At 57.4% G+C, this 11,710-nt stretch carries 14 protein-coding genes and 2 pseudogenes; 6 read left to right on the top strand and 10 right to left on the bottom strand.

What is annotated here, in order from left to right:
• The coding region (locus tag AC2GXZ_RS32225) for a DUF892 family protein (protein ID WP_483763330.1) at window positions 1-162 on the bottom strand (162 nt) is incomplete at its 3' end.
• A gap of 146 nt (window positions 163-308) precedes the next feature.
• Here AC2GXZ_RS32225 and AC2GXZ_RS32220 point away from each other — a divergent pair.
• Window positions 309-1,424 carry a GGDEF domain-containing protein gene (locus AC2GXZ_RS32220; RefSeq protein WP_483763329.1) on the top strand — a complete coding sequence of 372 codons (1,116 nt, stop codon included), beginning with the start codon at window positions 309-311 and terminating at the stop codon, window positions 1,422-1,424.
• A gap of 57 nt (window positions 1,425-1,481) precedes the next feature.
• Window positions 1,482-1,739 carry a PilZ domain-containing protein gene (locus tag AC2GXZ_RS32215; protein ID WP_483763328.1) on the top strand — a complete coding sequence of 86 codons (258 nt, stop codon included), beginning with the start codon at window positions 1,482-1,484 and terminating at the stop codon, window positions 1,737-1,739.
• A gap of 51 nt (window positions 1,740-1,790) precedes the next feature.
• Here AC2GXZ_RS32215 and AC2GXZ_RS32210 read toward each other — a convergent pair whose 3' ends face one another.
• Entirely contained in the window at window positions 1,791-3,476 is a 1,686-nt protein-coding gene (locus AC2GXZ_RS32210; RefSeq protein ID WP_483763327.1) for a putative bifunctional diguanylate cyclase/phosphodiesterase, read from the bottom strand.
• Between AC2GXZ_RS32210 and AC2GXZ_RS32205 the strand changes: the two genes are divergently transcribed.
• Entirely contained in the window at window positions 3,468-4,037 is a 570-nt protein-coding gene (locus AC2GXZ_RS32205; protein ID WP_483763326.1) for a hypothetical protein, read from the top strand. The genes AC2GXZ_RS32210 and AC2GXZ_RS32205 overlap by 9 nt on opposite strands.
• Before the next feature lie 42 nt (window positions 4,038-4,079).
• Here the strand turns inward: AC2GXZ_RS32205 and AC2GXZ_RS32200 are convergent, their stop codons facing one another.
• The 3 genes and pseudogenes from AC2GXZ_RS32200 to AC2GXZ_RS32190 all read right to left on the bottom strand — a co-directional run bounded on the left by AC2GXZ_RS32200 (window position 4,080) and on the right by AC2GXZ_RS32190 (window position 7,168).
• Entirely contained in the window at window positions 4,080-5,249 is a 1,170-nt protein-coding gene (locus AC2GXZ_RS32200; protein WP_483763325.1) for a GGDEF domain-containing protein, read from the bottom strand.
• A gap of 413 nt (window positions 5,250-5,662) precedes the next feature.
• A pseudogene (locus AC2GXZ_RS32195) lies at window positions 5,663-6,736 on the bottom strand (sensor histidine kinase).
• Between the two features lie 72 nt (window positions 6,737-6,808).
• Entirely contained in the window at window positions 6,809-7,168 is a 360-nt protein-coding gene (locus AC2GXZ_RS32190) for a response regulator (RefSeq protein ID WP_483763324.1), read from the bottom strand.
• A 152-nt stretch (window positions 7,169-7,320) separates the two neighbouring features.
• Here AC2GXZ_RS32190 and AC2GXZ_RS32185 point away from each other — a divergent pair, with 152 nt between their 5' ends.
• Window positions 7,321-7,638, top strand: a complete 318-nt coding sequence (locus AC2GXZ_RS32185) for a PepSY domain-containing protein (protein ID WP_483763323.1) — start codon at window positions 7,321-7,323, stop codon at window positions 7,636-7,638.
• 23 nt (window positions 7,639-7,661) lie between these two features.
• Entirely contained in the window at window positions 7,662-8,261 is a 600-nt protein-coding gene (locus AC2GXZ_RS32180) for a general stress protein (protein ID WP_483763322.1), read from the top strand.
• A 549-nt stretch (window positions 8,262-8,810) separates the two neighbouring features.
• On the opposite strand, the gene AC2GXZ_RS32175 is transcribed toward AC2GXZ_RS32180, so the two are convergent.
• The 4 genes from AC2GXZ_RS32175 to AC2GXZ_RS32160 form a co-directional block, all read right to left on the bottom strand.
• Window positions 8,811-9,146: a hypothetical protein gene (locus AC2GXZ_RS32175; RefSeq protein WP_483763321.1), complete on the bottom strand. Its 336-nt coding sequence runs from the start codon at window positions 9,144-9,146 to the stop codon at window positions 8,811-8,813.
• A gap of 66 nt (window positions 9,147-9,212) precedes the next feature.
• Window positions 9,213-9,404: a CsbD family protein gene (locus AC2GXZ_RS32170; protein ID WP_483763320.1), complete on the bottom strand. Its 192-nt coding sequence runs from the start codon at window positions 9,402-9,404 to the stop codon at window positions 9,213-9,215.
• Between the two features lie 121 nt (window positions 9,405-9,525).
• Window positions 9,526-10,053: an FAD-dependent oxidoreductase gene (locus AC2GXZ_RS32165; protein WP_483763319.1), complete on the bottom strand. Its 528-nt coding sequence runs from the start codon at window positions 10,051-10,053 to the stop codon at window positions 9,526-9,528.
• Window positions 10,054-10,217: 164 nt separating this feature from the next.
• Window positions 10,218-10,655, bottom strand: coding sequence for an FAD-dependent oxidoreductase (locus AC2GXZ_RS32160; RefSeq protein WP_483763318.1), 438 nt, complete (start codon window positions 10,653-10,655; stop codon window positions 10,218-10,220).
• Window positions 10,656-10,749: 94 nt separating this feature from the next.
• Between AC2GXZ_RS32160 and AC2GXZ_RS32155 the strand changes: the two genes are divergently transcribed.
• Window positions 10,750-11,445, top strand: a complete 696-nt coding sequence (locus tag AC2GXZ_RS32155) for a TetR/AcrR family transcriptional regulator (protein WP_483763317.1) — start codon at window positions 10,750-10,752, stop codon at window positions 11,443-11,445.
• A gap of 59 nt (window positions 11,446-11,504) precedes the next feature.
• On the opposite strand, the pseudogene AC2GXZ_RS32150 reads toward AC2GXZ_RS32155, so the two are convergent.
• Window positions 11,505-11,710, bottom strand: a pseudogene (locus tag AC2GXZ_RS32150) (cation:proton antiporter); the annotation flags it as partial.

The raw sequence follows: 11,710 nt of genomic DNA, 5'->3' as shown, positions 1-11,710 counted from the left end.
CCTGATCTGACCCTTGGTCTCTTCCAGATGATGATCGACCGCCTTCTTCAGCTCGACGTTCTTGACTGCCTTCGACACCTTCGGCAGTGCCTTGGCGGCGGCGTTTTCGGCGTAATAGACGTCTTTCAGCGTGTGTTCGAACAGTTCTGCCAGCGTTTCCATATGCATATCCTCCGTTGAGTGCGCTGAAAAACGCTCCATTTCACTCATCGTTCCCGTGAGAGAACAATACCAAACCTTCGCGCTCATCGTTTATTTAGAAACATCGAATACAATCCTGAGACGATTATCGACCTGACGGCGGCGCGATGTCCCTCTTGCGCAAATGTTTTGACTATTTGACCGGATCATCGCTCACCGATGATAGCGACGATCGAGACGAGTTGTTACAGGACATCCTTGACCGGCGATGGGCAATACTCATCGCCTCGGTGTGTGTTGCCGCGACTGCTGCCGTCGCCGCGACGTTAACGCATTCGATATGGCCGTTTGTCTGGTTCCTCACGGATGCGGCCTTAGCGGCGGCACGGTGGGCCATCATATCGCGGGCTCTCCGGGGGACCGCGCCAGAGCGCAGACAGTTTGGTTACGTTCTCGCATCTTTATCCCTGTTATGGAGCAGCCTGTTGGGGTTTGCCATGCTCCTTCTCGTGAGATCGGGCGACCAAGGGCTTTTCATCCTTGCATCCATCATGACTGTCAGCGTCGCAAGCGCCATATCGTCCCGAAACGCACCGATGCCGAGAACCGCGATCCTCGCGATTTCCCTGTCCGCTTTGCCATTCCTCGTTGCCACCGGTTTATTGCTGCCCGCGCAGAAATGGATCGCGCTCGTCGCCGGGCTCCCTCTTCTGGCAAGCCTCTGGTCGCTGACGCTTCAAAACCATAAAATCCTCGTCAGGCTTATCATCGCAGAGCGTCGCGCCCGACTGCTCGCTAATACCGACGCCCTGACGGGCCTTCCGAACCGACTGTCCTTCCTGCGCCATCAGGACAGTCTTTCCATAGCGACCGGAGCGAAGGGTGGCTACGCGTATATGTGTGTTGACCTGGACGGCTTCAAAGCGGTCAATGACAATCATGGGCACCCCGCCGGCGATCTGCTCCTGAAAGCAGTAGCGCAGCGGCTCAAGGACAATACGAGGGCGACCGATATCACGTTTCGCATCGGCGGCGACGAGTTTATCGTCTATATGCCGGACGCCACCCTTCAAGAATGCTCTGCGGTGGCGGCCCGGATCATCGCATGCATGGCCCAGCCCTTCGATCTCTCGGACAGCCTGACAGTTGGTGTTGGCTGCAGCGCCGGCAGCGCATGTTTCAATGACGCTTTCCCATCTGCGTCCCTGATCCTCAAAGCCGCAGACGAAGCGCTTTACAAGGCTAAAGCCGCCGGGAAGCGGCGTCACGTTCATGCAGCATGAGATAAAGATAAATCTGCCAAGCCTGATAATGCGTTTCAACCTGCCACGAGATCGACCATGGAAGAACTGAGAAAGTCCCCGAGGATGCGTGCTCTCAAAGGCGCTCGTATCGTCTATAATCACGGCACATCGACGCGCGACTGCCTCATCAAGAATATGTCGTCTGGTGGCGCCAAAATCCTGGTCGAGACGACGATGGGTCTCCCGGACGATTTTAATCTCAGTTTTGACGACGGGGAGCAACACGGCTGCCGTGTACGATGGAGAAAACTTACGGAAATTGGAGTGGAATTTAACGATGCTGACAAGCCGTAATCGCCCAACTCCGATTGACGCCTGCCGAATTAAACCAGACTTGCCAGTCGGTTAGTCGACCGTTTGGTGGTCTGACAGCAGTTCAATGAATTCTTCAGCCGGCATCGGCTTGCCAAAGAGATAGCCCTGAGCAAACCGGCATCCGAGAGACTTCAGCAGATCCGCCTGCGCCTGTGTCTCCATCCCTTCGGCGATCACCTCGAGCCCGAGGTTTTTTCCAAGCGTGACAACGGCTTCCACGATCGCAGCGTCCGCGGGCGTGGTGTCGACGCCCTTGACGAACTCGCGGTCTATCTTGAGCCGCGTAAGAGGATATGTCTTCAGGAGGCTGAGGGACGCATACCCAGTCCCGTAATCGTCGAACGCGATCCCGACGCCAAGCTCGCGGATGAGGTTCAACTGCACAAGAACGTCCGCCTCGGCTCGAAGGACGGTCGTCTCGGTAATCTCCAGTTCGAGAAGGTTGGCCGATAGACCGGTTGACGAAAGCGCTGCCTGCATGTGCTTACAAAGCTCAGGATCGCGTAACTGAGCCGCAAACAGGTTCACCCCCACTCTCATCGGGCGGCCGCCGAAGGCAAGTTGAGCACCGAAGCCGCAAGCGCTTTCGAGGATCCACTGCCCGACGCGGGTAGCGATGTTGCTGACTTCCAGGACAGGGATGAACTCGCCCGGCGAGATCAGCCCCCTCTTTGGATGGCGCCACCTCAAGAGAGCCTCAGCGCCGACAATCCCGGACGTGTGCAGATCGATCTGCGGCTGGAAGAAGAGCTCGAGTTCACCGGCCTCGAACCCGCGTTTCAGGTCATCCGCAAGACGCCGTTGGCCATCAGCCTTCACGCTCATCTCGTCACGATAAATCTCGACGGTCCCGCCACCCTTGGCCTTTGCCTCATGCAGCGCCAGCAAGGCTGCTTTCAAAACCGAGTTGGCGTCTTCGAAAGCCTCGCTTGAGGCTGCACAGACAACCCCGATGCTCGCGCCGATATGAGCGACCAGCCCGGAAACGATCACCGGATCCTGTAAAGCCGCCTGGATCATCTCCGTGACCGGGCGGTAGTTCGCTCCTTTAATCAATACCGCAAATTCGTCACCGCTGACCCGCGCAACCGTGGCGTTCTCGCCGGCCGACTGCCGGATACGATCGGCGATCTGTTTCAGGACTCGATCCCCGGCTGCCATGCCGAGGCTTCCATTCACCGCGCCGAAGGCATCGAGACCCACTTTGAGGACAGCAAACAGCCCGCCAGAGCGAAGATGTTGGTCAATCACCTTCAGAAACCGGGAACGGTTGGGGAGATCGGTCAGCATGTCATGCGAGGTCAGATAGTGAAGATGATCCCGCATGGTGTTTTGCGCCGAAAGATCGCGGACGATTAAGGCAATCTGCAATTCGCCGTCCTGTTCCCAACTGACAGGGACGACGTCAGCCATGAATTCACCGCCGGCGCGATTTCGCATCAGCACCTCGAATGACGGTCGTGATACAGTGCTGAGATCGCAGCTCTCTTTTAAGAAACGCTTGAGTTCCGGCCAGCTACTCTTTGCCACCAGAGTTTCAAGCGGTTTCCCGAGCGCCTCCCGACGACTATAGCCAAAGATTGTTTGCGAAGCCGGGTTCCAGAAGCTGATCACACCGGAAGCATCCACGCCGACGAGGGCCTCGGGCATCGCTGCGACGATGCTGAAGGCCGCCTTGTTGAGCTGCTGAAGACGACGGCGCTCGAGATGATCCATCGTCACCTCGGCCAAGCGCATCAACGTCTGTTCCTGATCAGGCGTCAGCGCCTGCCGCGGCTTGGTGTCAATGATACACAACGAGCCGATGTTTTGCCCGCCGACAGTGGTGAGCGGCGCGCCTGCGTAAAACCGGATCGATGGTGCTGCGGTCACAAGCGGGTTGTCCCTGAAACGCGCGTCGGCGGTCGCGTCTGGGACGACCATGACCTCTTTGCCGATGATTGTATGGGCACAGAACGACTGATCGCGGGACGTTTCGGACGCTGCAAACCCGACCTTTGCCTTGAAGGTCTGGCGATCCTTCTCGACGAACGAAATCAACGCTGTCGGCACATCGAAGATTTCGGTCGCCAGCTTGGCAATATGGTCGAACTCGGCTTCCGGGGCCGTGCCGGCGACAGCGTAATCTGGGAGCGCTTCGAGACGTTCGCGTTCATTGTCAGGGATCGGAAAAATAATTGCCATCGCGTCATTCATCACAATCTGCGCAAGTCTATTGCCGGACGTTTGCACAAGCCCAATCGACATGATGAACAGAAGTTCCGAAGAGATCCTTAACCCTTTCCCCGCAAGTATTCGGCGAATGGCAGCTGAAAATGGTTACGTTGGTTGCAGATCGCCTAATTCGTCGAAGCTGTGAACGGTATTACGGCCCCGCTGCTTTGCCATGTAGAGCGCTTGATCGGCGCGCTGGGTCAACAACCGAAGCGACATACTGGCATCCGATGCCGTCGCGACGCCGATACTGAGTGTCGATGTGAGATTCTCGCTTAGCCCGGCCAGTCTTTCTGCGTAAGTCGTCCTGATCCGGTGCGCAAGTTCAACGACTTGAGACTCATCGCGGTCTGTCGTGACGATAATAAACTCGTCACCGCCGTGACGGCCGATCAGGTCGGAATGTGAAAGCGTCTGCCTTGCGGCGCCGATAAAGGCCATCAGGATATCGTCGCCCATTGCATGACCGTGAGTGTCGTTGGTCTGCTTGAAATGGTCGATGTCGATCAGCATTAAAGCACTACGGCGGCCTCCCGCTTGCATGTAAGCCTTCGCCATCCCCGCCCTGTTCAATGCGCCGGTGAGTGGATCACGATGCGCCAGCGCTGCGAGATCTTTTTGACCACGCTCCGCTGCGATCAGCACCAACGCAATGCTGCGCAGAAATATGAAGACGATAGCAAACACCGCGAGCCAGCCATGCAGTACACCCACCCCGCCAAACAGATCCCCTGGCCCGATGTTACCGCGATGCGCTGCAAATGCCCGAAACGCGAATATCAGAGCGGTCGGAATATACAGCATCATTAGGAACCATGCGGAGTACAGCCGCTCTCGCCTCGCCAAATGCCCCGCTTCGACTGCGACCGCGATATCGATAATCAGACAGACAAGAGACCCGAACACGATCCGCTGTCCCACCTGATCGGCTCCATTAATGAACAAAGGAATGGGCAGTGATGCCAGCGCGATGATAACCACCCATATCTTGAGATTGAGGGGTTGAGCTGTCAGCGAGCGCACCGCAACCGGCATGAATAAGTATCCAGACAGCTGAGCCAGGTTGCCCAGCTCTACGGAAAAACCGTCGGCGACAATTCCTCTTAGGCCAACGAGCGTTATTCCAACGCCCATGAGAAGATTGCTGGCACTCCACCACAGCGGCCAGCGCCCGAGCTTTCCGGTTGAGTACACCGCCAACTGAAGGATGCCGAGAATAAGGCAGGTCGTCCCGCAGACGATGAAGATTGTCCTGAGATCGAGGACGAGATCCATTCGCTCTCCAGCTAGGTCGAGATTCAACTAAAAATATATGGATGCGACAAATTCTGGCTAATGACGTGTGGGACGAAAAATTGTTCCGTTTATAATCGGTGAAAACAGGGTTGCGCCCCCGAAGCCATCGTCTGTTCAGGAGAACAATTCAATGCACTCGCGCGAAGTCAGTCCTTAAAACGAGATGACGCCCACAACGAAATATAGTATTGTCCTAATATTCGACATTCTCCGATACCGGATAAGTTGAACAGCACAGACTGGGAGCTTTGGCCGACCAAAGCTCCCATTTTTGTTTCAGAAGCCTGTGACGGACGAAGGCGAAGGTCTTTCGAGACTGGGCTCTGGGAGGTGTCATCGATGTAGGCATCTTTGTCTGAGCCTAAGATTGTCGGCTAACCGCCGTATCATCGTCAATGGGCGGTGGCATTCGTTCGCTTGAAGATAATCGTCACAGCCATTCCCTCGCCTGGCTCCGACTGGACTTGGATCTCTGCCTTGGCGTTGTGCCGCACGGACTGTACGATCATAGCGCTGAGCTTGCCACGCCGCGGCCAGTCGGCCTTGTCCGAGAGCCCCACACCGTCGTCCGCTACAAGCACCTTGCAGCCTTCGTCATCGACTGTGCAGCGGACATTGATCTCACCGCGGTCGCGTCCCTCGAAAGCGTATTTGAGAGCATTAGTCATCAACTCATTGATGACGAGACCGACCGGCATGGCGACGTTGACAGACACCGGCCACGTGTCGACTTTCATATCGAGACGTATTCCTTCAATCGCATGGGCGGCCATCACCGAAGAGGCGATCTGGCTGACGTAGGTACCGAGATCGATAGTCTCGGTCCCCCCTCCTGCATAAATCGATCGATACAGGATGGACAGGGCTTCGATGCGGCCGGCAAGCCGGTTGAAACGCTCACTCTCTCCCGGTTGCTGGGCATTGCGCGCTTCCATGCGGATCAACGCCGTGATCATCTGCAGATTGTTTTTGACCCGATGCTGCAGCTCCTTCAGCAACGTGTCTTTTTCGGCAAGAGCTTCAGACAAAGCGGCGGCATCATCGGTTCCGGTCCGCCTCGACATCGCCAGGAGCCGGAACAAAGGCTTGCCATCGTCGTCGTCGATCGTGTTCGACCACGCGTCGACCGTGTGGGACTCAGCATCAACTTCGATCCTGAACGCACCGAGATACTCTTCGTTCTGCACCAAGGCCTCAGAAAGGGTTGGACCGTCGGCGAGAGACGGCGCGTCCGGTAAAACGGATCATGCCTTGCCTTGCAGGTGCTCCCACAACAGACCCGTCAAGCGCTCGAACTCCAGATTGCCATAGACCAGATGCTCGCCGTCACCGAGCTCAGCGACCGCAACCGCAAACGGCACGTGGTCCAGAAACTGCCGAAACCGCTCGTCGTCCAATGCCTCCGCCAATTGCGGAAGGTCGGATACGGTCACTGGAGTGGGATGGGGTTCTTCAGGATGGGACATATTCTTCGACGGTCATGGCAGATAGCCGTCCTTAACATGGCCCACAGAGCGTGCGCTAGAAGATTCGGGGGCTCACGTCGTCAGCCGGGTCAGCGCATCGATGACCGGCTGGTGGGCATAAGGCTTAGGAAAGAACAGGAATCGCTCTGGCATATCGTTTAACGCGATCTTCCGGTTTCCCGAAGTGATAACGATCTCAATCGGCGGCCAGCGATCCCTGACGATCCAAGCCAGCTTTAACCCGTCAAGGTCTCCCGGCATGTCAATATCGGTGAAGATTGCGCGGATGGAAGAATCCGTCTCGAGCATTCGCAACGCTTCGTCGGCATTGCCAGCCTCGAGAACTCGGAAACCGGCCACCTGCAGATCTTCGGCCACCGTCATACGGATCAAAGGCTCGTCTTCGACGATAAGTACGGTCGGCTGCGGCATTCTGACACCAATGTGAAACGCTATCGCCGAAACTCAGTCGTCATCAAGTTGTTCCGCTTCGCCATCCATCCGAGCACGTCGGAACCATAAGCGTGTCCGAGGGGTTATCGCATCGGGTTCATCAAGAAGATCCGAGATTGAGAGGAAACATCATGAAAACCGTCATCATCGCCGCCGCTTTCGTCGCAGCGTCTACCGTTTCGGCATTTGCGCAGACTGCCCCGGCCGCCAACAGCGACGGCAATACTCCAGCGGTTGCGACACCGGACACTAAAAATCCGACCGCTCCGGTCGAGGGTGCCAATAGCTTCACCGAAGGTCAGGCGAAGGAGCGGATCGAAAAGGCCGGCTACACCGAGGTGAAAGACCTCAACAAGGACGACAAGGGCGTCTGGAATGCTTCCGGCATGAAGGACGGCAAGGCCGCGTCGATCGCGCTCGACTATCAGGGCAACGTCGTCGCCAAGTAATCAAAAAACTAGGGAGATAGAAGATGAGAACAGTTACCGGACTTTTTGACGATTATAGCGATGCGAGCGCCGCGGTTAGCGCGCTTGAATCCGCTGGCGTGCGCTCCGACGATATCAGCATCGTGTCCAACAATGCTGACAAGCGTCACGGTGAATCCAATGCCGCTGAAGGTGCTGGCACCGGAGCGGGCATTGGTGCCGTAATCGGCGGTGCGGGCGGTCTTTTGACCGGGCTAGGCCTGATGGCGATCCCAGGCGTGGGCCCCGTTGTCGCGGCCGGTTGGCTTGCGGCGACTGCGGCAGGCGCTGCAGCGGGTGCCGTTGCGGGTGGTGCTGCCGGCGGCATCATTGGAGCTCTCACAAGCTCCGGCGTATCGGAACGCGATGCCCACGTCTACGCCGAGGGTGTTCGTCGTGGCGGCACCCTCGTCACCGCCAAGGTTGAAGAAGCTCTGGTGCCGGTAGCGGAGGCGATCCTCAAGCGGTCGAATTGGGTTGATCCCACCGAGCGCCGCACTGCTTACGAGCAGCAGGGTTGGACCGGCTTCGATGACACGCTGGATCCCTATGATGCCGAACAGGTCGAGCAGGAACGGCTGCGGTATCGCCGGACTGGGCTCTAAGTAGTCCGAGAGACCTTTTGGGAATGAAGGGCGTCATATGGCGCCCTTTGTAATAAGCGCTGTCGGGTTCGGCGCTAGTTTCTCTCGACCACGACTGCCCTACAGTTTGTGTTGTTGTCTTGTCGCCTACCGCTAGAATACTGTTGCCATCCTGGCCGAACAAGAATGCCGCATAATCTTGACCGTGGTACGGCCTGGCCCCCGTCGGTGTATTGGGCCGACCGCCTGCTTCAACCGCAAGGCGATAAAAACTTTTCGACACGATCACGAGACCTAACCTGCAACGCCAAATGAATTCTAGAAAACGTGCTCCTCGGCTACGTCACTGGCCATACTCAACACGTCCTACACCCTGAACCCATTTCAGACGGGGCGATAGAAGCGGCAACTGGCTTCCAGATCCGACACTCTCGTGGACATGGTCTTTCATGGTGCCAAAATGATGAGGCATCGCGACGATCTTTTGTCATCGCATCAACCAGCTCGCATAACCGCCTAGCGTGCAGTCTGATACCTGCAGTGCGCATAGTTAAACGACCCGACCGCCGATCACTGAGCGGTAAAAAACGTCAAAAGTACCTTGCCCTTTTCGCCGAGGAGGCAAACGAAGCGGTCTGGTTTGCCCGTCGCACCATTGCGGGCCATATAGGCCTCGCCGAGCACCACGGTCTTGATAGCGACGTCCTCGACCTTGGTGTCGGCCTTGCTGACGGCAACGCTTTCGACGTCGATCACGAGATCGGTAATATCCTTGGATTTTTCCTTCAGCGCAAGCAAACCGGTGGCTTTACAGGCGCTGACCGCTGGGTCATTTGCTGTCTGTGCCTGAGCACCGACGCTCATGACCGTCGTGACGAGGGCAGCAATAAATGGGCGGTAGATCATGGCTCGTTCCTTCAAGGAAAAAGCCCGCGTCAGTGCGGGCTTTGGTGCGGGTGGATAAAACCGCGGTCAGGCCTTGTCGACGACCTTCTTGACCGCCTCCTTGGCATCGCCTTTGGCGACCTGGGCCTTCCCCTTGGTTTCCTGGACTTTGCCCTTGGCCTGTTCTTCGTGATTATCGACCGCCTTGCCTGCCGCCTGGCGAGCCTTGCCGGCGACTTCGTTAGTCTTTCCCTTGATCTTGTCGGAAGTGCTTCCCATGACCTTGTCTCCTCGGGTTTCGCCATCTCACGTGATGCGCGTGACCAAATAAGCAATGATCTTGGTTTTAGTTCCCGCCCCGCAAGAGTTCTTCAATCGAGCGACGCCTGAAGCCACGCGCTCAGCCGGTGCCACCCATTTCAAAGAAATCGATCAGGCTTTGAGGTGCTGCCTCGCCGAGCAAGATCTTCAGCATTTCGCTCAATTGCTCCGCGACCGGCGCTGTGCGCGTAAACATCGCCCACTCATAGCTAAGTGTCGCGACTTCCACGTTCTCAGGATTGGCTACGATTGCCTTCGCCAGCTCGGCTCCATCGTACAAGGCAAGGTTTGCCCCTTCGCCGGACGGGGGCATCAGATGAGCGGCGTCGCCAAGCAAAGTCACGCCTGCGCGATGCTCCCACCGATATCCGACCGGAAGCGTATAAAGCGGTCGAAGCACCGGATCGGTATCACTGTTCGATATGAGAGCCGTCAGTGCGGGGTCCCAGCCTTCGAACTCTTTGGCAATCGCAGCCAGGGCGACCGGCGGATCAGCAAAGTCGATGCCACGGAGCCATTCCTCCGCCCTGTTCAAAGCTATGTAGGCATGCAGTGCGCTATTGGGTTCGCGATGCGCAAAGATACCCTTCCCGGGCGCCATTGCCATAAGGGAGCCTCCGCCAACGGCGTCCGCGCTTGGCCTATGACGGGTGTCGCTGTCCAGAAGATACGTTTCGACAAACGACGTGCCGACGTAAGTCGAGATGGCGTCTGAGAGAAGCGGGCGAACCCGAGACCATGTGCCGTCCGCCCCGACCAGGAGATCAGTCTTCACACTTGAGCCATCGGCAAGGTGACAGCGTGCCGGCCCGCGCCAAGAGGCGCGGCTCCCACCACCTTCTTGCCCCATCTAACCGCATCCGCGGGGAGCGATGCGAGCAGAAGACGACGCAACTCGCCACGAGGTACCTCCGGCCGCCCTCCCGTTCCATCGTCTGGCTGGTCCATAAGCACGTTCCCGTCTTGGTCGAGCACCCGCGTCTGCTGGCCGCCCGGATGAACAAGCCTCAGGAAATCATCGAACAGGCCGGCGTCCTTGAGCGCAACCTGGCCGTCCTCCGCATGAATGTCGAGCATACCGCGCTGCCCGCGCGCGTCGGGAGAAGCCTCCCACTCGTAAACAGTCGAACTGATGCCGTGGACATGCAAAACTCTGGCGAGCACCAAGCCGCCGAGGCCAGCGCCAATGATCGTGACGTGAGGAGACATGGTTCAAAGTCCTTCATTTGGAGAAAGCCGAAACCAAGTGTGTGGAACGACGTTCCATTCCTGGAATGCCGTTCCATTCATGTCAATATGCGGCATGATTAATAGAAAACTTATGCCCGGTCGGCGCGACGTCTCACTTTCGCGCGAGACGATTATCTCCACGGCCATCGAGATACTCGACGAGCTTGGCGAAATGGGCCTGACGTTCCTGGCTCTTTCCAAAAGGCTGGCGACCGGCCGTGGCGCAATTTACTGGCACGTTGATGACAAACGGGACCTAATGCTCGCCGCTTGCGATGCGGTCATCGCCCGTTCAATGGAGCGCCTACCCGGCCTTGGCGAACCGAAACAGGCAATCCGCGATCTGACGCTGGAATTGTTCGATACGATTGATGCTCACCCATGGGCTGGTTCGGTACTCGCGCGCAGCCCAGGACACGCGCCAGTGTTGCGGGTTCTCGAATTCTTGGGACAAAGTGTTCAAGCCATGGGCGTGCCGAAACACGTGCGATGGGCCGCGGTGTCGGCCCTGCTCAGCTACAGCCTCGGCGTCGGCCAGCAAAATGCCGCCAATGCACAATTTGCGCGCCAACACAGTTTGGACCGGACTCAGTTTCTGACCGAAGCGTCAAACGAATGGAACAGACTTGATCCCCAGGCCTATCCGTTCGCGCGCAGCATGGCGGAATACTTGCCCACCCACAACGACCGTGCCGACTTCCTTGCCGGTATCGATTTTATCCTCAAAGGTATCGATCTAATTGCTGTCGATGAGACAAACCGGAGGTAGTCTGGCCTGCTGCTTGTGGGGTGCGCCCCGCATATGGCTCTCTTGTGGGATGAGCCGCGCTAATGGACGGACTGATTGCGCGGCTTTCGGCTGGATCTAGACCTGCGCATATCGATCCACCGCATGGTCGGCGTTACGGCGATCCCATGGACCACGATCGAAACGATGACGATTAAAAGCACTGTCGCCCACAGCGTTGCGGCATGCTCGAACTCGGCATGTCCCGTGGCGTAGGCTAGATAATAGATCGACCCTAAACCTCTGA

The organism is Aliirhizobium sp. YIM B11859 (genome assembly GCF_057163345.1).
Note: the sequence above shows the minus strand (reverse complement) of the source record. Positions and strands in the feature narration are given on the sequence as shown.